Raw genomic sequence first — 21,604 nt, 5'->3', positions numbered from 1 at the left:
GATGGCCGCCCTGCGTGTGTGTGCGCTGCCGTTGCTGCTGAGCCTGCTGGGTGGGGCTGCGCTACTGATGGCCTGGCGCAGCCCGGAGGCCGACGCGCAGCCGGCACAGGCCGTTCCCGCCGCCGGGTTCGACGGTGGCGGGCCCTGGCACAACAGCCCACCGCTCGCACTGAAGCAGTTGCGGGGACAGGTGGTGCTGGTCGAGTTCTGGACCTACACCTGCAGCAACTGCCTCAACGTGGCGCCGTATGTTCACCGGTGGCATGCACGCTACGCGCCGCAGGGTCTGAGGGTGGTCGGCGTGCATACGCCGGAGTTTGCCCATGAAGGGCTGCCCGGCAACGTGCGCAAGGCCATCGCACGGTTGGACATCACCTGGCCGGTGGTGCAGGACAACCAATACCGGATCTGGAACGCCTGGCGCAACCGCTTCTGGCCCGCACTGTACCTGCTCGACCGGCAGGGGCGGGTGGTCTACCGCCATTACGGCGAGGGCGACTACGCACGTACCGAAAGCGAGATCCAGCGCCTGCTGGCCAGCCCCTGAGCCGCGCTACCATGGCCGCGCAGCGCGGCCCTGACCTCCGTCTTCATCGAGAACGCAATGAACCATGTACCGCACATCCTGGTCGTCGACGATGACAGCGAGATCCGCCAGATGCTGGCCGACTACCTCCAGCGCAACGGCCTGCGCGTGAGCCAGGCCGACGGTGGCCGGGCCATGCGGGCGCTGATGGATACCCATGCCGTGGATCTGGTGGTGCTGGACGTGATGATGCCGGGCGAGGACGGGCTGAGCCTGTGCCGCAACCTGCGCGCCGGCAAGCATCGGGCGGTACCGGTGGTGCTGCTGACCGCGCGCGACGACGAGACCGACCGCATCATCGGCCTTGAAATGGGCGCCGACGACTACGTGACCAAGCCCTTTTCTTCGCGCGAGCTGCTGGCACGCATCAATGCGGTGATCCGTCGCACGCAGATGCTGCCGCCGAACCTGCAGGTAAGCGAAGCCGGCCGCCAGTTGGCCTTCGGCGAGTGGCGCCTGGATACCACCGCCCGCCACCTGCTGGATGCACAGGGCACCGCGTATCCGCTCAGCGGCGCCGAGTTCCGCCTGTTGCGCGTGTTCCTCGATCACGCCAATCGGGTGCTCAGCCGCGACCAGCTGCTCAGCCTCACCCAGGGCCGTGATGCCGAACTGTTTGATCGCTCGATCGACCTGCTGGTCAGCCGCGTGCGCCAGCGCCTGGGTGATGACGCGCGCGAGCCGACCTACATCAAGACCGTGCGCAGCGAAGGGTATGTGTTCAGCCTGCCGGTGCAATTGCTGGGGCCGGACGAATGAACACCGCCGCACGTCGTCCACGCTGGCCACGCACGCTGTCGGCGCGTCTGCTGCTGGTGCTGCTGGGCGGACTGTCCCTGGCCCACGCACTGTCCTTCGGCCTGCTGTTCTTCGAACGCTACCAGTCCACCCGCAGCATGATGCTGCGCAACCTCGACGAGGATGTGGCAGTGAGCGTCGCGCTGCTGGAACATTTGCCTGCGGAGCAGCGTGAGGCCTGGGTGCCGCGGCTGGAGCGGCGCACCTACCGCTATCTGCTGCGCCCGGCCGCGGCCGGACCAGGGCTGCAGACCGATCGTGCACGCCAGGTCACGGCGATCATCGACGACAGCCTGCAGCACCGCTATCCGTTGCAGGCGCGCCAGGTGGCTCGCCTGCCGGAGCGGTTCGAGGTGGAACTGCGCCTGCACGACGGCACACCCTTGACCATTGAAGTCACCCCGTCGGGCCTGCCGCTGGCACGTTGGCTGCCCGCCGTGCTGCTGCTGCAGCTGGCGCTGCTGCTGGTGTGCGCGTGGCTGGCGGTGCGTCTGGCCATGCGCCCGCTGCAGCAGTTGTCGCATGCGGTGGAGCATCTGCAGCCGGGCAAGGACGGGCCTGCACTGCCTGAAGATGGCCCTGCGGAAGTAGGCGGCGCAGCAGCCGCACTCAATGCCCTGCAGGCACGCATTCGTGGCCATGTCAGTGAACGCCTGCAGATCCTGGCCGCGATCTCGCATGACCTGCAGACCCCCATCACGCGCATGAAGCTTCGGGTGGAGACCCTGCCTGAAGACAGCACCCAGCAGCGCCTGCTGGCCGACCTCGATCACCTTGGGCAGCTGGTGCGTGAGGGCGTGGCCTATGCGCGCAGCAGCCACGTTGCCGCTGGCGCGCCGGTGTCGATGGACCTGGGCGCGTTCCTCGCCAGTGTGGTCGGCGACTACGAGGACATGGGCAAGCCGGTCACTGGCGGTGCGCCCGCTGGACTAGTCGTGCAGACCTGGCCGCAGCCGCTGCGCCGCGTGGTCGGCAATCTGGTCGACAACGCATTGCGCTACGCCGGCGCCGCCGAGATCGAGGCGGGCCGCGATACGGCCGGAAGGGTGTGGATCAGCATTTCCGACCGTGGCCCCGGCATTCCCGAGGACCAGCTGCAGGCAGTGCTGGCACCGTTCCACCGGCTGGAGAGCTCGCGCAACCGCGATACCGGAGGGACCGGTCTGGGACTGGCCATCGCGGTGCAGCTGGCGCAGTCGCTGGGTGGTTCGCTGAGGTTGCACAACCGCGAGGGTGGCGGGCTGCGGGCGGAACTGCAGCTGCCGGGCTGAGTTGCCCGGCCTTGTGTTCCAGCAAGGATGCTTCTGCTTCGGCCTTGGCGGTGAGCGCTTCACCGGTCATGAAACCCAGTGCATGCACGCAGTCGACAGCCGATGACCGGCATTTCACCCCGTCCATGCCACGCTGCGCGGAACCTGCCCAACCGGGACCGAGGCTGTTGAAGGCGAACACGCAATGACTGCGGCGCGGCAGCGCTCGATGTGGGTGGCGGGCCTGTCCACGGTGGTGGAGTGGTACGACTTCACCCTGTACCTGTACTTCGCCACGGTGCTGTCGCGGGTGTTCTTCGGCGGTGGCGAGCAGGCGTTGCTGGTGACCTTGGCTGGCTTCGCGGTGTCCTACCTGATGCGTCCGCTGGGCGCGCTGTGCTTCGGCCACCTGGGCGACCGCCTGGGCCGGCGCTGGATGCTGCTGGCTTCGATGGCGTTGATGGCAGCGGCGATGCTGGCCACTGCACTGCTGCCGACAGCGGCCACGGCCGGTACGACGGCTGGCGTGCTGCTGCTGATCCTGCGCTGCGTGATGGCGTTTTCGGTGGGCGGTGAGTACACCGGGGTGGTGGCGTACCTGCTGGAAAGCGCACCGGCGCGACGACGTGGCCTGGTGACCTCGCTGGCCTCGGCCGCCAGCGAAGTGGGCGCCCTGCTGGCGGTAGCGATCTCTGCACTTACCGTCGCGCTGCTGCCCACACCGCAGCTGGACAGCTGGGGCTGGCGGATTCCGTTCTTCGTTGGGGCTGCGCTCGCGCTGGTGATCCTGGTTGCGCGTTCGGGCATGCACGAGTCGCCGGAGTTCGAGCGCCAGCGGCGCGAGGGCAGCATCCCGGCCACGCCACTTCGGCACGTGCTGCGCCACCACCCGCTGGCGGTGGCGCGCACCTTTGCGATCTCCGCCTTGGGCTCGATCACCTACTACGTGGGCATCACCTATGTACCGGCGTTCCTGCACGCACGGGGGCATGATGAAGGCGATGCGCTGTGGTTGTCGACGATCGCGGCGGTGGCGGTCATTGCGATCACGCCGCTGTGCGGCGCGTTGTCCGACCGCTTCGGACGGCGGCCGATGCTGTTGGGTTTGACCGTGCTGGCAGCGCTGCTGCCGCTGTCCCTGTTCGCGTGGATGGCGCAGGCGACCGCACTGGGCATCGCGCTGGCGGCGGTAGTGCTGGCCTGCGTGGCCGGTGGCATCAGCGCGGTGGCGGCGCCGGCCACGGCCGAGCAGTTCCCCGGCGAAGGCAGGGTCAGCGGGCTGGCACTGGGGGTAACCATGGCCACTGCATTCTTCGGTGGCGCAACGCCGTGGCTGGCGCAATGGTGGGTGGAGCGCAGCGGCTGGGCGGCGGCGCCGGGCGCGATGATCGCGCTGGTGGCGGTGCTGGTGCTGCCGGTGCTGTGGACCCTGCCCGAGACGGTCCCGGGCAGGGCCAGACGCTAGCCGGTCAGACCTTCAGGGTCTGCTCGATGTCGGCCAGTACCGCGGCCGCATCCACACCGATGGCGATCGACTGCACCACGTGGCCGTCCCACACGCTGGGGCCGAAGGCCAGGCCTTCCGGCTTGGGAATGGTCATGCCGCGGGCGACGCCGTCGGTGGCCACGCGCACGCTGGCGCGCTCGAACTGGAACAGTTCCGGGCGGGTCAGCGCGATGCACGCGCAGCAGTCATGCACGACCATGCCCTTGTGGCCGGCCTGCAGGTAGAAGTCCACGTAATCCTGCGACAGCGCACGGACCAGCTCGGCGTCGGCACCGCCGATGGCGGCCAGCGTGTCCAGGCCGTCACGGTCCATTTCCACGCGGGTGGTGACGTCCAGGCCGATGGCGGTCACCGGCCAGCTGGCGGTGAACACCACGTCGGCCGCTTCGGCATCGCCCCAGATATTGGCCTCCGCAGCCGGGGTGATGTTGCCGTTGACGTGGAAGGCGCCACCCATGATCACCACGCCGCGTACCAGGCCGGCGATATCCGGCGCCTGCTGCAGGGCCAGCGCGAGGTTGGTCATGCGGCCGACCGCGACCAGGGTCACTTCGCCCGGATGGGCGCGGACCAGGTCGATGATCAGCTGGTGGGCGGGGCGGGTGTCGGCGGCCACGTCCAGTTCGGCCGGCACCGGGTAGTTGCCCAGTCCGTTGTGGCCATGGATGTGGACCGGCCAGGCTTCCGGGGTGGCTTCCGGCTGCAGCGGGCCACCGGCGCCGCGCGCGACCGGGGCGGCAAAGCCCCAGGCCTGCTTCAGGTACAGCGCGTTGTGCGTGGTTGAGTCCACCGAGGCATTGCCGAAGGTGGTGGTGACGCCGATCAGATCGATCTGGGCGTGCTTGTGCAGGTACAGCAGGGCCAAGGCGTCGTCGACGCCCGGGTCGGTATCGAAAATGACTTTCAGCATGTTCTTGTTCTTCTTCTTCCGTGTGGTGCGAGGGGCGCCGGCGGCCTGGAAGCAGGCCGGCGCGCCCCACATTGTCCCATCTTCATGACAGGCAGGGCCATTGCCGGGGCAGCAGGCCATAATGCCCCCAATCCGAGCACGGAGTCGCCGAATGCTGATCGCCGCCCTTCTGCTGGTCCTGCTGGTGCTGGGCCTGAACGCCGTGGCTACCGTGGTGATCGCCAAGCGTGATGGCCTGTCGACGGGCGGCCGGACGGTGCAGCTGCTGATGGTCTGGCTGCTTCCCCTGGTCGGGGCCATCGTGTGCCTGGCGGTGGCCACGGCCGACGGCTCCGGGATCCGGGGCGACAACAGTCCCGGCAGTGGCTACGATCATCCGGGCGGCCATTCCGGCGACAGCTACAGCCATCACAGCCACAGCAGCTTCGACTGCAGCAGCGACGGTGGCAGCGGTGACGGTGGCAGCTGCGGTGGTGGCGATTGACGAGATGTTCCGGGACGCCGGCCAAGGTCACGTCCTGGTAGTGCCGGCCGCTGGCCGGCAACTCATCCGCTCAACCGCCGCCTTCGGTCGGCAAGGGCGCCGGCACGTTCAACAGCCCGCCCGCTGCCACATAGGCGGCCAATGCCTGGCCCTGGCTGAGCAGATGGCGCTCCATGGTGCGTTCGGCAGCCTGCGCATCGCGGCGGCGGAAGCACTCCATCAGCTCGCGGTGTTCGGCCAGCGATTGCGCGGTGCGCCCCGGGGTCAGCAGCTGGCGGCCGCGATGCATCTTCAGGATGCGGTGCAGGTCGTGGGTGATGCGGATCAGCCACGGGTTGCCGGCGTAATGCTGCACGGTTTCGTGGATCAGGTAGTTGTTGCGGTAGTACTCGGCGATGTTGCCCTCGGCCGCCGCCGCTTCCATCGCTGCATGCAGGGCCTCCAGTTGTTGCACGCCGGCATCGTCGATGTGCCTGACCGCCTCGTGTGCGCAACGGCCTTCCAGCATGGCCATCACCGGGAACAGCTGGTTGAGGTCTTCCAGCGTCAGCCGGGTGACCCGGCTGCCACGACCGGCATCGATCTGCACCAGGCCTTCGGCGGCCAGCAGCTTCAGCGCCTCGCGCAGGGGCGTACGGCTGATGCCCAGTTCTTCGCACAGCGCGGGCTCGTCGATCCACCCGCCCGGCGGCAACCGGTAGTCATAGATGCGCTCGCGCACGTGTTCGGCCACCTCTTCGTACAGAGGCGCGCGCTTCTTCGGGGACCGTGGAGCAGGGGCGATGACCATGGTGGAAGTGTACCGCCAGGTAGTGCCGGCCGCTGGGTGGTTACATCCAGCCGGGCACCACGAACACCAACCACGCCAGCAGCGGCCCCAGCGCCACCACCAGACCGCTGTAGACCAGGAAGCGGCGGAACAGGGTCTCCCGTTCTTCCTTGGCGGCCGAGGCGACGACCAGCGCGCCATTGGTCGAGAACGGGCTGACATCGACGATGGTGGACGACACCGCCAGCGCGCAGATCACGCCGGCCGCGCCGAGATGGCCCTGCATCAGGAACGGCACCGCCAGCGGAATGGTCGCGCCCAGCACTGCGGCCGACGAGGCGAACGCGGAGACGATGCCACCCACGTAGCAGACCAGCAGCGCACCGAGCAGCGGGATGCCGATGTTGGACACGCCGTTGCCGATGAAATCCACCGCGCCGGCATGTTCCAGCACGCCGATGTAGGTCACCACGCCACAGATCAGCAGCACGGTGGACCAGCTGATGCCATCGACCGCGCCCTTCTGGCTCTGCGGCGACAGCAGCGCCAGCGCCACCGCCACGGTGATCGAGACCAGACCGACGTTGAGGTTGTAGATCAGCGCAGCAACACCCAGGCCCAGCAGGCCGATCAGAGTGAACAGCCGCTCGCGGGTCAGGTTCACCGCATCCAGAGCGGCGGGATCATTGGACAGGGTGCCCCCGCCAGCGGCTACCAGCGCGCCGTGGCCTTCGATGGCGAACTGGCGTGAGGATGCCTGCGGGCCACCGGCCATTGCCAGTTCAGCATTGCCGATCATTCCGGCCGCGGTGACCGAACCACGCCGCAGCAGGGCGATGCCGCCGAAGGCGAAGAAGCAGATCGTGGCCATCATGAAGTTGAAGCCGAGACTGGTCAGGAACACCGCCATTTCAGTCACGTCCAGCCCGGCTTTCTGCACCACGCCATTGGTGATGCTGCCGTACACGCTGATCGGCGAGAAGCCGCCCGCCTGTGCGCCATGGATGACCAGCAGGCCCATCATCAGTGGGTTGATGTTGTACTGCTTGGCAAAGCGCAGCGCGACCGGGCCGATGATCGCGACCGCCGCCGGGCCCAGCGCACCGAACGCGGTGAGCACCGCGGTGATCACGAACATCACCCACGGAATGGCCACGATATGGCCGCGCACGGCTTTCACAGCCCAGTGCACCAGCAGGTCGATGGTGCCGTTCTTCTGCGCGATGGCGAACAGGTAGGTGATGCCGACCAGGGTCAGGAACAGATCGCCGGGAAAGCCGGCCAGGACCTCCTTGCCGCCCATGTCGACCCACAGCCCACCGATGATGAAGGCCAACGCGAAGGCGACCGCGCCCATGTTGATCGGCATCGCCGTGGCGACGATGAACATGATCACCAGACCGATGATCGTTGCGATTTGTGGACTCATGCGCCCTCCCAGACACGTGACTCACGTACAGCGCGGATGGAGACCCGCCATCCCCGGGGTACGGCGACGTACTGCGTGATGCGTGATACGTACTGCTCGAACCCGTTACTGCAGCCGCTCCAGCGCACTGCGGACCCACGCCGCGGCGCCTTCCAGGCTCTGGAACTCTTCCACCGCGCGCACTTCGCAGCACGGATAGGCCGGTGCGACCATGCGCGCCAGCGCGTTGCCCGGGCCCAGCTGCAGGAAAACCCGCGCGCCGCGCTCGAAGGCCTGGCGCATCACCTGCGCCCACTCGATGGTCTGCGCCAGTTGCAACGACAGCGTGTGGACCGCCGTTGCGCGATCCCGCACCGGACGCGCATCGATGCCGGCCAGCAGCGGCAGGCGTGGGCCCTGCAGCGCCGAGGCATCGAGTGCGGCGGCGAACGGTGCGACAGCAGAGCGGAGCAGCGGCGTATGCGCGGGCACATGCACCGGCAGCGGGCGGATCTCCGCACCCTGCGCGCGAGCGTCATCGGCCAGCGCCTGCAGAGCGGTCTGCGTGCCGCCGACGATGAAGTGATCGCGGCCGTTGGCGATGGCCACATGTGCGCCGTGTGCATCACACAGCGGCTGCAGGGTATGGCGCTCCAGCCCCAGCACGGCCTGCATGCCTGCATCGGCAGGGCTGGCGGCATCCATCAGCCGCGCGCGCTGCGCGGCCAGGCTCAGGCAGGTGCTCGCATCAACGCTGCCGGCAACCACATGCGCCGCCAGTTCACCGATGCTGTAGCCGGCCACCAGCACCGGTGCTGGCACTGCTTCGCGAAGTCCCTGCCAGTGCGCGAGGCTGGCTGCACACAGCAGGGGCTGCGCGAGTGCATTGCCGAAGCGCGATTCGTCAGCGGCCGCCGCGAACACATCGCGTCCAAGCACTGCGCTGGCGGTCTCCAGTACGTGGCGCGCGGCCTGCAGATCGCGCACGCGGTCGAACATCGCCGCATGCTGCGCACCTTGCCCGGGGCAGAGCAGGGCAAGGCTCATGCGCCCTCCTGCAGCAGCAGGAACCAGCTGCAGGCCAGCAGGTCGGCGCTGCCACCGGGACTCAGGCGGCGCGCGATGAAGCCCTCACCCACGCGGTGCAGGCGTAACTGCCAGCCGGGTGCGAAGGCACCGCCCGCTTCGATGAAGCGGCGCGCCTCCTGCTGCGCCCAGGCCAGGCCGTCGGCGCCACCACGGTGCAGAAGGTTGAGATCGTCCACGTGCGCGACCAACTGCATCAAGGTCTGGCACATCGCCGCGTCACGCGGCAGGCCGGTGTGCAGGGCGTGGCGCAGGGTCGGTACGGCCAAGTCGCGCAACACGGGGTAACCGGCGGCGGCCTGTTCGCGCACGCCCGGTACGCCGTGGCGCACGCGCGCGCGCTGGCCGGGGCTGGAGGCATCCAGCGGTGCCGTGGCGAACGCATCAGCCCAGTGCTGCACGGCCAGACAGACCTGCGCGGCCGGCGCGGCGTGGCCCTGCTGGCGGCGGCAGCGTGCGGCAGCGGCGACCAGCAGGCCCAGGCTGAAGATGGCGCCGCGGTGGGTATTGATACCGCCAGTGGCGCGCAGCATCGCGTGCTCGGCGGCGATACCGTGCGCGCGCAGGATGGCGAACGGCGCGTCAGCGGCACCGGCGTCGGCAATCGCGGTGAAGAAGTGGCGCAGCGAGAACAGGCTGCGCAGGAACGTACCGGCGTCCATGTCGTCATGGCTGCCGGTATCGAAGGGGGTGACCAGCCCTGGCTTGGGCGCGCAGGCCAGTTCGGCATGCAGGCTGGTGATGGCCAAGCGGCCCAGACGCGCGCTGTCGATCGCGTTTGCATCCTGCAGCCGGGACTGGAAGACCGCGCTCACGCCGCCGCTCCGGCAGTCTCGAACAGGCGCTCGCGGACGTCCAGTGCAGCACCCGCCAGGCGCTTCACCAGCACCTGGCGGCTGTCACCGGCAAACTCGCGCCAGTTCACCGCGCCGCCATCAGGCAGGCACAGTTCACCATCGACCCGGCGGGCATGCGCGTGCTCCCAGGCGTTCAGGCGTGCGGCAAGCGCATCGGCCTGCGTAAGGCTCTCAACCTGCCACAGCAGGTCGATGTCCGAGCATGCGTGCACATAGGGCAGGCCGCTGAGGTGCTGCCAGGCGAAGGCGCCGAACACGCGTGCCGGTGCAACGCTCGCCAGTGCGTGCAGGGCCCGCTGCCAGTCGGTTGGCACGCCCCGGGTGAGTACCGCGTCCAGTGCGGGCGGCAATTGCAGGCGCTGCACATCCTGCTGCGGCACGCGCAGCGCAAGGCGCAGCTTGCCTTCGCCCGGTGGCAGCGGCACGCCCAAGCGCAGGCGCGGGTCGGGGTCATCCGCGGCGCGGCGCGCCACCATGGCCGGCAGACCCTGCGCGAACCACGCTGCCAGGCGCGGTTCCTGCGCAGCCACGTCGGCCCGCCAGTCGGCGTGGGCCGACAGCCAGACCAGCATGTGGCGTGCGGGCTGATCAGGCATCGCTGCGGGCCACCGCATCTGCAACATCCGCCGCCAGTGCACGACCGCCGCGCTGTGCAGCCAGCGCCGCGCGTGCATCGCCGTCGCTGGGTGTGCGCAGGGCCCGCAGCAGGTGCTGGGCAAGATCGCCATCCCACAGCGATTCCACCGCACCCATCGCCACGTAGTTGGCCACGCCCGGCGCGAACACCGGCGAGCTCTGGCTGAGTGCCTGCAGCTTCTCCAGCGGTTGCTTGGTTACCCGGGCCATCGCGCGCAGGTCCATCACCCGTACCTGTGCATCGGGCAGGGCATGGATGTGGTCGGCCATCAGGCCGAAGGACAGGAATCCGCCGCTCACCGATTCGCCGTAGACCAGGGTGACCAGACGCGCGCCACGGCGGCGGGCCAGATCGAGAGCCTGCGCGAGATGCGCGAAGTAGCCGTTGATGCCCAGCAGCTCATCGCGGCGCGCCAGGCGCTGGCCGGCAGTGTCCGCCAGCATCACGATCGACCGCTGCGGGTGTGCGGCGGTGCTGGCAAGCACGGTCCCGGCCAGCGCCAATGCATGGTCGACGCCAACCTCGATGCGATCGGTGGTGCCGATCACGGTCACCTCGCCATCGTCGGTGGTGGCCGTACCGGTCAGCACCGAATCCTGGATGTCGATACGATGGCCACGCGGGAACAGGGCATCGAGCAGAGACTGCAGCGGTGCGCTCATGGCAGCCTCCGGGCGGCGGTGGCGGCAAGGAAGGCGTCGGTGTCCAGCAACGGCAGTCGTTCGGGTTCGGCGATGCCTTGGCGGGCCCAGATTTCCAGCCCATCGCGGCAGTCGCCCCAGGCCTGCATTCGGGCTTTCAACGCCGCATGGCGTTCCTGCAGCGCGGCCAGCGCAGCATCGGTATCCGTGCTGGTGGCATCGGGTTGCAGCGCATTGCTTGCGGCCTGCGCGAAGGCTTCGATGGCGTCGGGTACCAGCACCTGTGCCTGGTCGATCAGATAGCGGTGCTTGCCGCCGGTCACGCGCCAGACCAGTGCACGGTCGCGCGAGTCGAACTCTTCGACGCCGCGTACCGTCTCGATCACTTCCGGTCCGGACAACGACAGCCGGCCTTCCTCGGACATGATCACCGTGGTGCAGCAGCGGGCGACGATGCCCATGCCGCCGAACGCACCGTTGCCGCTGCCGATCAGCGCGATGACCGGCACGCCCGCTGCACGCGCGTCCAGGGTGGCGCGCATGATTTCGGAGATCGCAATCAGGCCCGCATTGGCTTCGTGAAGCCGCACGCCGCCGGTATCGAGCAGCAGCAGCACGCCGTCAGGGCGGGTGTGCGCCGCACGGCGCAGCAGTCCGGTCAGCTTGGCGCCATGCACTTCGCCCACGCCACCGCCCATGAACTGCCCCTGCTGCGCGGCCAGCAGTACGTGCTTGCCGCGCAGCGTGGCCTCGCCGACGACGATGCCATCGTCGAACGCGGCCGGCTGGTCCAGCTGGGCCAGGTGCGGGCTCATCATCCGCCGCGCCGGGCCAAGGAACTCGCGGAACGAGCCGGCGTCAACCAGCCCGGCGATGCGTTCGCGCGCATCGGCTTCGTAGTAGCTGTGGCGCTGTACGTGGCTCATGGCGTGCCTCCGGCCAGCAGGGTTTCGACGGCCTGGTCGAGGCGCAGGCTGACCACGGCCGGGGTCGCACCGGCGTCGTTGATCGAGACGCGCACATCGCGCAGCGGATGACGCTTTGCGAAGTCATTGATCACCGCCTGCCAGATGCTGCCGAAGCCCTGCGCGGCGGTGATGACGCGCACCGTCATCGCGCCCTGCTGCGCCACCGGTTCCAGCAGGATTTCCAGGTTGCCCGACGCCAGCACGCCCACCAGCACCGCATCGCGCGGGAACTGCACGGCGGTGCGGCCGTCAAATCGATAGTCGAGGGTTTCCATGCTCTGTCCTTACCAGTTGCGGAAGCGCTTGGGCGGGTCGTAGAGGCCACCGGACCAGCGCACCAGGTCCTTCACCGAGCGTGCGGCCAGCAGATCGCGGCTGGCGTCGCGCGGCGAAATACCCAGGTCGTCCGGGCGACGGATCACGCCACGGTCGCGCAGGTTCTCCACCATCGCGCGGTCGCGGCCAAGACCGACGGCGGTGTAGCCGGATACGCCGCGGATCGCCTGTTCGCGTTCCTCCGGCGTGCGGCACAGCAGCAGGTTGGCGATGCCTTCCTCGGTCAGCACATGGCTGACGTCATCGCCGTAGATCATCACCGGCGGCAAAGGCATCTGTGCGCGCTCGGCCAGGTCCCAGGCATCGAGGCGCTCGACGAAGGCCGGGGCCATGTGCTCGCGGAAGGTTTCCACCATCTGCACCACCAGCTTGCGCCCGCGTGGCATCTCGCCCGGGCGTGCGGCCTGCTGGCCGGCCTTGATCCAGGCCTCGCTGGCGTGGCGGCGGCCACGTGCGTCCGAGCCCATGTTCGGTGCGCCACCGAAGCCGGCGATGCGGTCGCGGGTGGCAGTGGAACTGTTGCCCTGCAGGTCGATCTGCAGGGTGGAACCGATGAACATGTCGCAGGCATACAGGCCTGCGGTCTGCGAGAACGCGCGGTTGGAACGCATCGAGCCGTCGGCTCCGGTGAAAAACACATCGCCGCGCGCGGCAATGTATTTCTCCATGCCCAGTTCCGAACCGAACGAATGCACCGACTTTACGAAGCCCGATTCGATCGCCGGAATCAGTGCCGGGTGCGGGTTCAGTGCCCAGTGCTGGCAGATCTTTCCCTTCAGCCCGAGCGATTCGGCATAGGTGGGGAGCAGCAGTTCGATGGCGGCGGTATCGAAGCCGATGCCGTGATTCAAACGATTCACGCCGTACGCGGCGTAGATGCCCTTGATGGCCATCATTGCCATCAGCACCTGGATCTCGGAAATCTGCGCCGGGTCGCGGGTGAAGAGCGGCTCGATATGGTTCGGCTTCGGCGCCTGCACCACGAAGTTGACCCAGTCCGCAGGAATATCGACGCGGGGGAGGCTGTCGACGATCTCGTTGACCTGGGCGATGACGATCCCGCCCCGGAACGCAGTGGCTTCGACGATCACCGGCGTGTCTTCGGTGTTCGGGCCAGTGTAGAGGTTGCCGTGGCGGTCGGCGGCCTGCGCGGTGACCAGCGCCACCCGTGGGGTCAGGTCGATGAAGTAGCGGCCGAACAGTTCCAGGTAGGTGTGGATGGCACCGATCTGGATGCGGCCCTCGGCGACCAGGTTGGCCAGCCGCACCGACTGGGGGCCGGAGAAGGAGAAGTCGAGCCGGGAGGCGATGCCGCGCTCGAACACATCCAGATGCGAGGGCAGTGACAGCACCGACTGCACCATGTGCAGGTCGTGCACCCGTGCCGGATCGAGGCCGGCCAGCACCTGTGCCAGGAAGTCGGCCTGCTTCTGGTTGTTGCCTTCCAGGCAGACCTTGTCGCCGGGCTCCAGCAGCGCGTGCAGCAGTTCACCCACGTCCCCGGCGGCGACCTGGTGGCCGCGCGCCCACGGCGCGGCCCGCTCCAGACGCGCCTGGCGGCTGCGCTCCAACGTATCCCAACTCGGGTTCATCGACGGGCTTCCGACTGGCGTTGGAATAATTACGACATAATTACGGAGCGGAGTGCAACCCGCAGTGCAGCAAAAAAGGCCCGCGCGGAGGCGGGCCCATTCAGGTAGGCCACGATGGTGGGTCGTGGCGGAGGGCGTGCCGACCAACGGTCGGCACCCACCAGGCACCCACCGGGTCGCGGGTTGCTCAGAACTTCCAGCGCAGGCTGGCCGACACGAAGCGCGGCTCGCCGTAGTTGTTGTAGTCCAGGTTGGCCCAGTAGGTCTTGTCCAGTGCGTTGCGCACGCTCAGCGTTGCGGTCCAGCTGTCGCTGATGCGGTAGTTGGCGTTGAACTGCACCAGCATGTAGGCCGGCTGGTTCACCGTGACCGTGCCGCCCAGCGGGTAGGCGATGTTGTAGCCCTGCACCTTGCTCTGCCACTGCAGGCCGCCGCCAACGCTCAGGCGTTCCAGCGCGCCGCGCAGCTGCAGTTGGGTGTTGAGCTGCAACAGATCCTTCGGCGGGTTGGCGTACAGCAGGTCAGTGGCCGCGCGGGTGACCTTGACGTGGGTGTAGCCGGCATTGACCGTCCAGCCCGGCAGGATCTCGCCGTTGACGTCCATCTCCCAGCCGCGCGCCTTGGTGCCGTTGACGCCGATGTAGGCCGAGGTGCCATCGCTGAGCGAACCCTCCGGCACGCCCATGTCGCGCACCGCGTAGTTGTCCTGCTTGGCCTCGAACACCGCCGCATTGGCGGTCAGGCTGCCATCGAACCACTGCGTCTTGATGCCCGCTTCCAGGTTGGAGCCCTGTACCGGCGCCAGCAGGTTCTCGTTGCGGTCCTTGTAGTTCTGTGGATTGAAGATCTCGGTGTAGCTGGCATAGGCCGACACGTTCGGGGTGATCTCGTAGACCAGGCCCACGTACGGAGTGACTTCATCGCTCACCTTGTACGCACCGCTGGTGCCGGTATAGGCGCCGGCAGCGTTGTACGAGCGGCTGAGCGTTTCCCACCGGCTCAGGCGTGCACCGGCGATCAGCGACAGCGGATCGGCCAGGTGCACGCGGGTAGCCAGATAGACGCCGCTCTGCGTGGTCTTCGCTACACGGCGTGCGCCGGTGCGGGTGTAGGTCACCTCGGAAATGTCGCCGTTCCAGGAGTACACATTGGGGATGTAGTAGCAGCGCTCACGCCCGCAGGTGGCCCAGTCGCCCGGGAAGTTCAGCGCGACGGTGTTCGTGGTCCCTTCCAGATCCGACCACTGGGCGCCGACCGTGAGGTCGTGGTCGCGGCCGAACAGCGGGAAGCTGCCGGTCAGGTAGGCATCGACATTGCGGCGGGTGTCTTTCGAATCACCGGCGGCGGCACGCAGGTAGATGCCCGATCCGGTCACCGGGTCCGGGTTACCGGTGCCGTACAGGCGCACGTTCTGCACGTTGCCGCGGGTGTAGGCCGTGTTGATCTTCAACAGCCAGTTGTCGCCGAAACGCTGTTCCAGGTTGGCGAAGGCGGTGTTGCTCTCGCGCTTCCAGTAGCTCCACTTCGGCGACAGGTTGGTCGAACGCGGCAGGTGGGCGAAGTTGCCCTGGTTGTCGAAGAACGGCACGGTGCCCCAGGTCGAACCGGTCGGGTTGTTGTCCTGGGTCTGGTAGCCGAGGGTGAGGGTGGTGCTGTCGCTGACATCGCCTTCAAGCACCGCCATGCCGGCCATCTTGTTCTCGTCGTAGCGGTCGTAGTACAGGCCACGATCGGTATAGGCGGCGACCACGCGGCTGCGGAAGCGGCCGTCATCGGTCAGCGGCGCGGTCACGTCCGCTTCCATGCGGCGATAGTCCCAGCTGCCCGTGCTGACCGCGAACGAGGCATCGAATTCCCTGCCCGGACGCTTGCGCAGCAGATTGACCGTGGCCGACGGCACACCCGCACCACTGAGCAGGCCGTTGGCACCGCGGATCACTTCGATGCGGTCGTAGAAGGCGGTGTCGTATTCCTGGTTGGTCGAACCGCTGTAGGTCGGGATGCCGTCGACCTGGAAGTCGGTGATGGCGAAGCCGCGCGCGTAGTACAGCGGGCGCTGCGTGTCATAGAAGGACACGCTGACGCCGGTCACGTTGCGCATCACGTCATTGATGCTGAACAGCGATTCGTCCTGCAGGCGCTGCAGGCTGATCGCAGTGGCCGACTGCGGGGTTTCCTGCAGGGTGATCGGCAGGCGCGTGGTGCTGGCCGGCGGAGCGGACTGCTCGGCTCGCACGCTGACCCGGTCCAGGGTCTTGGCATCGGCTGAGCCGTCGGCGGCAGCAAACGCGCTGGGCGCCGCCAGCAGGGTCAACGACGAAAGCAGGGCAGCCGGCAGCAGCGCGCGGCGGGGCAGGCGGTTACGCAGGGTCAAGGACATGGTGGGCTCGAGGCTTGGAAGCGGGGAAGGGTGGCGACAGTCGTCCAGTACCCGGGGCGGCGGCTTCGGGCACATCAGGTCCATCTGGGGAGGGCGCGGTCACTGCGCAGGGCGCAAATGTAAATAATTCTTAACAACATTACAATTCGTGTCATCGTGCATCGGCTTCCGGCACCAGGCATCGCATTCTGTAGGGCCGAGCCCATGCTCGGCTGCTTTTTGCTGGAGCCGAGCTTGGGCTCGGCTCCACAGCAGGGAGCCGCCCAAAAGCGAACGGCCACCCGAAGGTGGCCGTCCGTCTGCATCGAAAGGAACGTGCGGGCTTACAGCGCCTGCAGTTCCTCATTGGCGTTGCGCTTTTCCTTGGCCTGCGCAGGCCAAGGGGCCGCAGCGGGCGATGCCGCGTTCGCATCCACCGGCACCTCCAGATACGGCAGGTGCAGGGTCTGGCTGGTCAGCGTACGGATCTCGTTGACCAGCGCCGGGCTGTCGTTGAGCTTGCGCCCGTACGACGGCACGATCTCGCGCAGGCGGGTTTCCCAGCCGGCCTTCATCTGCTCCGGGAAGGCCTTGGCCATCAGGTCCAGCATGATCGGCGGCGAGGTCGACGCACCCGGCGAGGCGCCGAGCAGGGCGGCGAGGGTGTGGTCCTTGTCGGTCACGATCTCGGTGCCGAACTGCAGCACCGGGCCCTTCAGCGGGTCACGCTTGATGATCTGCACGCGCTGGCCGGCGGTCACCAGCTTCCAGTCGCCCGGCTTGGCATTGGGGAAGTACTTGACCAGCTCGGCCTGGCGGTCGGCATCGTTCAGGCGCGCCTGGCCCATCAGGTACTGCACCAGGTCCAGGTTGTCCTTGCCCACTTCCAGCATCGGGCCAACGTTGTTGTGGGTCACCGAGGAATACAGGTCCCACCACGAGCCGTGCTTGAGGAACTTGGTGCTGTACAGCGCAAACGGCCCGAACAGGACCACCGGCTTGCCGTCCAGCTTGCGCGCATCCAGGTGCGGCACCGACATCGGCGGCGAACCGGTCTCGGCCATGCCGTAGGCTTTCACGCCATGGCGCGAGGTCACGTCCTGGCCCTGGAAGGCGAGGAACTGGCCACCGACCGGGAAGCCGGCATAGTCCTTCGATTCCGGAATGCCCGACATCTGCAGCAGCTTCAGCGCGGCGCCACCGGCACCGATGAAGACGAAGCGGGTGTGGGTGGTGGTTTCGGTGCCGGCCTTGAGATCCTTCACCGTGACGTTCCAGCTCTTGTCGGCGTTCTGCCGCAGCGCGGTCACTTCATGGTTCAGGTGCAGGCTGAAGTTCGGGCTGCGCTGCAGGCCGGCGGTCAGCTGGCGGGTGATCACACCGAAGTTGACGTCGGTACCGAGCGGCATCCAGGTCGCGGCAACCTTCTGCTTCGGGTCGCGGCCTTCCATCAGCAGCGGGGCCCACTGCTTGATCTGCGCCGGATCTTCAGAGTACTGCATGCCGTAGAACAGCGGGTTCTTCACCAGCGCCTGCTGGCGCTTGTGCAGGTAGGCGATGTTGTCATCGCCCCAGACGAAGCTCATGTGCGGCGTCGGGTTGATGAAGTCGCTGGGCCGGCTGAGGCGGCCTTCCTTGACCTGGTGCGACCAGAACTGGCGCGAGACCTCGAACGATTCCGCGATGCCGACCGCGCGCTTGGTCTCGATGCTGCCATCGGGCAGTTCCGGGGTGTAGTTCAGTTCGGCGAAGGCCGAATGGCCGGTGCCGGCGTTGTTCCAGCCGTCGGAGCTTTCACCGGCGACGCCGTCGAGGCGTTCGTAGACCTGGATGTTCCAGTCCGGCTGCAGTTCCTGCAGGTAGGTGGCCAGGGTGATGCTCATGATGCCGGCGCCGACCAGCACAACATCGACGGGCTTGTCGTTGCTGGCGGCGGGCACCGAGCGCTGGGTCAGCGGCCAGTACAGGAACAGCGCGGCGGCCAGCAACAGCAGCACGAGCAGGGCGAGAAGAGCCTTGCCAAATTTCTTCATGGGGGCGGGATCGTTGGCGGAGGGGAAGGGGTCAGGATGCGCGTGGGGCAGGGAAAGGGCGTGAAGAAACAACGCCTTGCAGCATCCATCCGCGATTCTAACCGGATCCGGTCCTTTTTTGATGCAACGCAGCATCCGACGTTTCGCGGCGCTGTCACATGGACGGCAGGCGACGCCCGGCAACGGTGGGATCAGACCAGCTCAAGGATCTCGTCGCCGGCCTCATCGACCCTGCCGGTCGGGCGCCAGCCCAGGCGGCGGTAGAAGCCATGCGAGCGCGAACGCGGGTCGGCGGAGCAGGCCAGGAACAGCCGCTGGTGGCCGGCATCGCGGGTCAGGCTGACCACGTCCTGCAGCAGCTGGCGGCCAATGCCGCGGCCCTCGTAGTCCGGCAGCAGGGCCAGCACCAGCACGTCGCCGCTGTCACGGTCGGCGAAGCAGTAGCCGGCCATGCGCTCGCCGTCCCAGGCGATGCGGCCGATCGAATCGCCCTGGGCGATGCCGGCCGCCCAGCTGTCCACCGTGATGCCCCGTTCCGCAAGCTGGGCCGCGCTGAAGGCGTTCTCGCGGGTGCGCCCGCGCAGGTCGATGCAGGCGGCGGCATCTTCGGGGCGGGCGTCGCGGACGAATACAGGCATGCAGGGCATCCTTGCGGTGATCGGCCGCTCAGTATCTGCATGGCGCATGGAATCGATGTGTAGGGTTGATGGAGATTGGATGGAGGCCCCGCAGCAGCAGGGGATAGGGGGGATCGGTGCCGCTGATGCCGATGTCGCCCGGCGGCGTGGCAGTGAAAGGCTTTCAGCAGGCGCTTGCACCCCGGTCAGTCACTGCCGACGGTGAAGTACTCCACGGCGAAGTAGCCGATCTGGTAAGCCAGCGTTGCCAGCACCAGGCGCAGCTGTGTGCGTTGGCTGCGCAGTCGCCAGCCGAGCACCGCCACCGCCAGCATCAACACGGCATGCAACGGGTACGCGGCTCCCAGCAGCTTCCAGCGGCTGCTGCCCTTGATGGCGGTATCGACCAGGTCGAGCAGGGTCAGTGCAGCCACCACGCTGAAGATCCAGCGCCGGCGCTGCATGAGATAGTTCCCGTAGCTGCCGTATTCACGCAGGTCGTCGGGAAACAGCAGCGCGCACAGCAGGAACCAGGTCGCGCAGTACACAATCACGAACAGGTAGGTTTCAAACGTCCAGCGGTGCACCTCGATGAGGCGGAACTCCCACCACCAGAAGGTCACCAGCGATATCAGCGTCCACGCCACCCAGCCCAGGTGCAGGGCCGAGCAGCCGCGGCGCTGCGGATGCTCGATGATCTGCGCCAGGCCCTTGAGCACGGTGGTGATCGACAGGCCGAGGATGATGCCCATCACCACCCGGATGTGCAGGAACAGCGGATCGGTCTGCATCGCGGCGCTCCGTGTCGGGTGCTGCGATGCTGGCACAACCGGGCGCCCCGGAACGGACCCCGGTCACGCACAGAAGAGCGGAGAAAAAAGGGACGGAGGGGATTAAGTCGTCTTTGCCCGATATGTCGTTTGGGTCTTGAACGACTTAATCCCCTCCGTCCTCTTTTCAGCGCTTGCGCCGGATCAGCGCGGAGGAGGCATCCAGCACCGCGCGGGTCAGCAGGGCCATGGTCTGCACGTCGCCCTTCCAGTGCTGCCAGTACAGCGGCACGTCTTCCCACGCGCGCTGGCGCACGTAGACCAGGCGGCCGGCGTCCAGGTGCCGCTTGACCAGTGGCAGCGGGTTCATGGTCCAGCCCAGTCCGCCGAGGTTGGCCTGCACGAAGGCGCGCGTGGACGGAATCCACCAGGTCGGTGCAGTGCTGGGCAGGTCGTCGCCGGCCATGCGCCGGGCGAAGCGCGACTGCATGTCGTCCTTGCGGTTGAATACCAGCACCGGTGCCTGTGCCAGCGCCTGCGCGGTCACGCCCTTGGCGAAGTGGCGTTCGCGAAATTCGGGGGTGCACGTCGCTGCGTAGCGGATGCTGCCCAGCGCATGGATCTGGCAGCCCTGCACCGGCTCGTCCAGCGTGGTCACTGCGCCCAGCACCGTGCCCTGTCGCAGCAGCTCCACGGTGTGGTCCTGGTCTTCCACACGCAGGTCCAGGGTGGTGCCGGTGGTCTGCGCGAACTGGTAGGCGGCCTGCGGAAACCAGGTTTCCAGGCTGTCGTGGTTCACCGCCACCGGGATGCTGGCCTGGGGCAGATCCTCATCGGCCAGGCCCATCCGGTGCAGCGCATCGTGTTCGAGCAGGGCGGTCTGCTCGGCCAGCTGAACGAGCAGCTGCCCCTCGGCGGTGGCGGTGGCAGGCGTGCCGCGCTTGACCAGCAGGCGGCCGATCCGGTCCTCCAGTGCCTTGACCCGCTGCGAGATGGCCGAGGGCGTGACATTCAGCGACTGTGCGGCGCGGTCGAAGCTGCCTTCGCGGATCACCGCGGCCAGGGCGCGCAGCTGGGCATGATCGATACGCATCGAATTAAGCTCCGCTAATGTTGGTTTAGGAAGTTTAGCTCGTCTTTTTCATGTTGCGGCGCGACAATGGCGCCCGTTCCGGTGCTGTCCGCCTTCGCGAGGCACCGTCCCCCCAAGCAAGTTAAGGCAGTGAATCCCATGTTCTCGGTCATCTCCGCCAGCACCGGCCTCGGTGCCTGGTTCTCTGGTGCAGCTACCGGCATCGGCCTGTTCGCCGTGGTCGGCGCCCAGAGCGCCTTCATTCTGCGCCAGGGCATCCTGCGCAAGCACATCGTGCCGGTGGTTGCCACCTGTGCGGCCATCGATGCGATCTTCATTTTCGCCAGCGTTGCCGGCCTGCGCACGCTCACCTCGGCGCTGCCGTGGCTGACCAGCGCCGTGCTGTGGACCGGCGTGGCATTCCTGGCCTGGTACGCGATGAAGTCGGCACGCCGTGCGATCGCCGGTGGCGGCGGCATGGGTGAGGCTGACAGCGATGACGGCAGCCGCCGCGCGGTGCTGATGGCCGCAGTCGGCTTTTCGCTGATCAACCCGCACTTCTGGCTGGACATGATGGTGATCGGCTCGATCGCCGAGAACTTCGGCAACGCACGCATGGCCTTCGCCGCCGGCGTGGTGACCGCCAGCTGCCTTTGGCTGACCGCGCAGGGACTGGGCGCACGCCTGCTGGCGCCGCTGTTCACCAAGCCCAGCACCTGGCGTGTGCTTGACGGCACCATCGCCGTGATCCTCAGCATCCTGGCCCTAACGTTGGCGGTGCGCGGGGTCCACTGACCCGGCGCATGCCCCCCGAACCCACGTCCTGACTCTCTCTCCAAGGTAGTGGTAACGACGGCACCGGCAACGGTGCCGTCGTTTTTTCTGCCGATGTGGCGCGGCAAACGGTCACGTGCCTAGAATCGT

21 protein-coding genes are annotated in these 21,604 nt (G+C 67.5%); 6 read left to right on the top strand and 15 right to left on the bottom strand.

All coding sequences use genetic code 11. The features are described from left to right. The first annotated feature begins 1 nt into the window (after nt 1). The 4 genes from AC5P6A_RS01585 (at nt 2) to AC5P6A_RS01570 (ending at nt 4,099) form a co-directional block, all read left to right on the top strand. A complete protein-coding gene (locus tag AC5P6A_RS01585; RefSeq protein WP_111098251.1) occupies nt 2-547 on the top strand; it encodes a redoxin family protein in 546 nt (181 codons plus the stop codon). A gap of 57 nt (nt 548-604) precedes the next feature. Next, nucleotides 605-1,345: a response regulator gene (locus tag AC5P6A_RS01580; protein ID WP_019659345.1), complete on the top strand. Its 741-nt coding sequence runs from the start codon at nt 605-607 to the stop codon at nt 1,343-1,345. Next, nucleotides 1,342-2,655, top strand: coding sequence for a sensor histidine kinase (locus tag AC5P6A_RS01575; RefSeq protein WP_019659344.1), 1,314 nt, complete (start codon nt 1,342-1,344; stop codon nt 2,653-2,655). Before AC5P6A_RS01580 ends, AC5P6A_RS01575 begins: the two co-directional genes overlap by 4 nt. A gap of 184 nt (nt 2,656-2,839) precedes the next feature. Further along, a complete protein-coding gene (locus AC5P6A_RS01570) occupies nt 2,840-4,099 on the top strand; it encodes an MFS transporter (protein WP_111098253.1) in 1,260 nt (419 codons plus the stop codon). 4 nt (nt 4,100-4,103) lie between these two features. On the opposite strand, the gene AC5P6A_RS01565 is transcribed toward AC5P6A_RS01570, so the two are convergent. Continuing rightward, a complete protein-coding gene (locus AC5P6A_RS01565) occupies nt 4,104-5,051 on the bottom strand; it encodes a nucleoside hydrolase (protein WP_111101871.1) in 948 nt (315 codons plus the stop codon). Nucleotides 5,052-5,202: 151 nt separating this feature from the next. Between AC5P6A_RS01565 and AC5P6A_RS01560 the strand changes: the two genes are divergently transcribed. Continuing rightward, entirely contained in the window at nt 5,203-5,535 is a 333-nt protein-coding gene (locus AC5P6A_RS01560; protein ID WP_329841455.1) for a hypothetical protein, read from the top strand. Nucleotides 5,536-5,605: 70 nt separating this feature from the next. Here the strand turns inward: AC5P6A_RS01560 and AC5P6A_RS01555 are convergent, their stop codons facing one another. The 14 genes from AC5P6A_RS01555 to AC5P6A_RS01490 all read right to left on the bottom strand — a co-directional run bounded on the left by AC5P6A_RS01555 (nt 5,606) and on the right by AC5P6A_RS01490 (nt 20,701). Then, nucleotides 5,606-6,325 (bottom strand): GntR family transcriptional regulator, encoded by a 720-nt coding sequence (locus AC5P6A_RS01555; RefSeq protein WP_171952338.1) that lies wholly within the window; start codon nt 6,323-6,325, stop codon nt 5,606-5,608. Nucleotides 6,326-6,365: 40 nt separating this feature from the next. Continuing rightward, nucleotides 6,366-7,733 (bottom strand): SLC13 family permease, encoded by a 1,368-nt coding sequence (locus tag AC5P6A_RS01550; RefSeq protein ID WP_227853931.1) that lies wholly within the window; start codon nt 7,731-7,733, stop codon nt 6,366-6,368. Between the two features lie 105 nt (nt 7,734-7,838). Then, complete coding sequence (gene mdcH / locus AC5P6A_RS01545; RefSeq protein WP_171952337.1) at nt 7,839-8,759, bottom strand: malonate decarboxylase subunit epsilon; 921 nt, start codon at nt 8,757-8,759, stop codon at nt 7,839-7,841. Beyond that, complete coding sequence (gene mdcB / locus AC5P6A_RS01540) at nt 8,756-9,613, bottom strand: triphosphoribosyl-dephospho-CoA synthase MdcB (protein ID WP_171952336.1); 858 nt, start codon at nt 9,611-9,613, stop codon at nt 8,756-8,758. The genes mdcH and mdcB overlap by 4 nt, the downstream gene beginning before the upstream one ends. Continuing rightward, the gene (gene mdcG, locus AC5P6A_RS01535; RefSeq protein ID WP_329841456.1) at nt 9,610-10,251 is read right to left on the bottom strand and encodes a malonate decarboxylase holo-[acyl-carrier-protein] synthase; all 642 of its coding nucleotides are present in this window, start codon (nt 10,249-10,251) and stop codon (nt 9,610-9,612) included. Before mdcG ends, mdcB begins: the two co-directional genes overlap by 4 nt. Beyond that, the gene (gene mdcE / locus AC5P6A_RS01530) at nt 10,244-10,954 is read right to left on the bottom strand and encodes a biotin-independent malonate decarboxylase subunit gamma (RefSeq protein WP_021203092.1); all 711 of its coding nucleotides are present in this window, start codon (nt 10,952-10,954) and stop codon (nt 10,244-10,246) included. Before mdcE ends, mdcG begins: the two co-directional genes overlap by 8 nt. Beyond that, nucleotides 10,951-11,859 (bottom strand): biotin-independent malonate decarboxylase subunit beta, encoded by a 909-nt coding sequence (locus AC5P6A_RS01525; protein WP_019659334.1) that lies wholly within the window; start codon nt 11,857-11,859, stop codon nt 10,951-10,953. Before AC5P6A_RS01525 ends, mdcE begins: the two co-directional genes overlap by 4 nt. After that, nucleotides 11,856-12,176: a malonate decarboxylase acyl carrier protein gene (gene mdcC / locus AC5P6A_RS01520; RefSeq protein WP_021203094.1), complete on the bottom strand. Its 321-nt coding sequence runs from the start codon at nt 12,174-12,176 to the stop codon at nt 11,856-11,858. Before mdcC ends, AC5P6A_RS01525 begins: the two co-directional genes overlap by 4 nt. Before the next feature lie 9 nt (nt 12,177-12,185). Beyond that, nucleotides 12,186-13,829, bottom strand: a complete 1,644-nt coding sequence (gene mdcA, locus AC5P6A_RS01515; RefSeq protein ID WP_021203095.1) for a malonate decarboxylase subunit alpha — start codon at nt 13,827-13,829, stop codon at nt 12,186-12,188. Nucleotides 13,830-14,016: 187 nt separating this feature from the next. Beyond that, the gene (locus AC5P6A_RS01510; protein ID WP_329841458.1) at nt 14,017-16,209 is read right to left on the bottom strand and encodes a TonB-dependent siderophore receptor; all 2,193 of its coding nucleotides are present in this window, start codon (nt 16,207-16,209) and stop codon (nt 14,017-14,019) included. A gap of 323 nt (nt 16,210-16,532) precedes the next feature. Continuing rightward, on the bottom strand, nt 16,533-18,221 hold the full coding sequence (gene mqo, locus AC5P6A_RS01505) for a malate dehydrogenase (quinone) (RefSeq protein ID WP_329841460.1): 1,689 nt from the start codon (nt 18,219-18,221) through the stop codon (nt 16,533-16,535). A gap of 191 nt (nt 18,222-18,412) precedes the next feature. After that, nucleotides 18,413-18,859 carry a GNAT family N-acetyltransferase gene (locus AC5P6A_RS01500; RefSeq protein WP_495222200.1) on the bottom strand — a complete coding sequence of 149 codons (447 nt, stop codon included), beginning with the start codon at nt 18,857-18,859 and terminating at the stop codon, nt 18,413-18,415. A 185-nt stretch (nt 18,860-19,044) separates the two neighbouring features. Then, entirely contained in the window at nt 19,045-19,629 is a 585-nt protein-coding gene (locus tag AC5P6A_RS01495; RefSeq protein ID WP_021203099.1) for a hypothetical protein, read from the bottom strand. A gap of 166 nt (nt 19,630-19,795) precedes the next feature. Next, a complete protein-coding gene (locus AC5P6A_RS01490) occupies nt 19,796-20,701 on the bottom strand; it encodes a LysR family transcriptional regulator ArgP (RefSeq protein ID WP_019659327.1) in 906 nt (301 codons plus the stop codon). Between the two features lie 138 nt (nt 20,702-20,839). Between AC5P6A_RS01490 and AC5P6A_RS01485 the strand changes: the two genes are divergently transcribed. Beyond that, complete coding sequence (locus AC5P6A_RS01485) at nt 20,840-21,475, top strand: LysE/ArgO family amino acid transporter (protein ID WP_019659326.1); 636 nt, start codon at nt 20,840-20,842, stop codon at nt 21,473-21,475. The last annotated feature ends 129 nt before the right edge of the window (nt 21,476-21,604 follow it).

The sequence above is a fragment of the Stenotrophomonas sp. YJH_SMC_20 genome (assembly GCF_059367845.1).
The sequence above is the reverse complement of the archived record's forward strand: the minus strand, read 5'-3'. Positions and strand labels throughout refer to the sequence as shown.

What these genes read in the sequence shown, in the direction of transcription:
- AC5P6A_RS01500 (WP_495222200.1), bottom strand. Translation starts at nt 18,859, where the DNA reads ATGCCTGTATTCGTCCGCGACGCCCGCCCCGAAGATGCCGCCGCCTGC.
- AC5P6A_RS01565 (WP_111101871.1), bottom strand. Translation starts at nt 5,051, where the DNA reads ATGCTGAAAGTCATTTTCGATACCGACCCGGGCGTCGACGACGCCTTG.
- AC5P6A_RS01525 (WP_019659334.1), bottom strand. Translation starts at nt 11,859, where the DNA reads ATGAGCCACGTACAGCGCCACAGCTACTACGAAGCCGATGCGCGCGAA.
- AC5P6A_RS01510 (WP_329841458.1), bottom strand. Translation starts at nt 16,209, where the DNA reads ATGTCCTTGACCCTGCGTAACCGCCTGCCCCGCCGCGCGCTGCTGCCG.
- AC5P6A_RS01560 (WP_329841455.1), top strand. Translation starts at nt 5,203, where the DNA reads ATGCTGATCGCCGCCCTTCTGCTGGTCCTGCTGGTGCTGGGCCTGAAC.
- AC5P6A_RS01580 (WP_019659345.1), top strand. Translation starts at nt 605, where the DNA reads ATGAACCATGTACCGCACATCCTGGTCGTCGACGATGACAGCGAGATC.
- mdcC (WP_021203094.1), bottom strand. Translation starts at nt 12,176, where the DNA reads ATGGAAACCCTCGACTATCGATTTGACGGCCGCACCGCCGTGCAGTTC.
- AC5P6A_RS01585 (WP_111098251.1), top strand. Translation starts at nt 2, where the DNA reads ATGGCCGCCCTGCGTGTGTGTGCGCTGCCGTTGCTGCTGAGCCTGCTG.
- AC5P6A_RS01575 (WP_019659344.1), top strand. Translation starts at nt 1,342, where the DNA reads ATGAACACCGCCGCACGTCGTCCACGCTGGCCACGCACGCTGTCGGCG.
- AC5P6A_RS01570 (WP_111098253.1), top strand. Translation starts at nt 2,840, where the DNA reads ATGACTGCGGCGCGGCAGCGCTCGATGTGGGTGGCGGGCCTGTCCACG.
- mdcH (WP_171952337.1), bottom strand. Translation starts at nt 8,759, where the DNA reads ATGAGCCTTGCCCTGCTCTGCCCCGGGCAAGGTGCGCAGCATGCGGCG.
- AC5P6A_RS01485 (WP_019659326.1), top strand. Translation starts at nt 20,840, where the DNA reads ATGTTCTCGGTCATCTCCGCCAGCACCGGCCTCGGTGCCTGGTTCTCT.
- mdcE (WP_021203092.1), bottom strand. Translation starts at nt 10,954, where the DNA reads ATGAGCGCACCGCTGCAGTCTCTGCTCGATGCCCTGTTCCCGCGTGGC.
- AC5P6A_RS01550 (WP_227853931.1), bottom strand. Translation starts at nt 7,733, where the DNA reads ATGAGTCCACAAATCGCAACGATCATCGGTCTGGTGATCATGTTCATC.
- AC5P6A_RS01555 (WP_171952338.1), bottom strand. Translation starts at nt 6,325, where the DNA reads ATGGTCATCGCCCCTGCTCCACGGTCCCCGAAGAAGCGCGCGCCTCTG.
- AC5P6A_RS01495 (WP_021203099.1), bottom strand. Translation starts at nt 19,629, where the DNA reads ATGCAGACCGATCCGCTGTTCCTGCACATCCGGGTGGTGATGGGCATC.
- AC5P6A_RS01490 (WP_019659327.1), bottom strand. Translation starts at nt 20,701, where the DNA reads ATGCGTATCGATCATGCCCAGCTGCGCGCCCTGGCCGCGGTGATCCGC.
- mqo (WP_329841460.1), bottom strand. Translation starts at nt 18,221, where the DNA reads ATGAAGAAATTTGGCAAGGCTCTTCTCGCCCTGCTCGTGCTGCTGTTG.
- mdcG (WP_329841456.1), bottom strand. Translation starts at nt 10,251, where the DNA reads ATGCCTGATCAGCCCGCACGCCACATGCTGGTCTGGCTGTCGGCCCAC.
- mdcA (WP_021203095.1), bottom strand. Translation starts at nt 13,829, where the DNA reads ATGAACCCGAGTTGGGATACGTTGGAGCGCAGCCGCCAGGCGCGTCTG.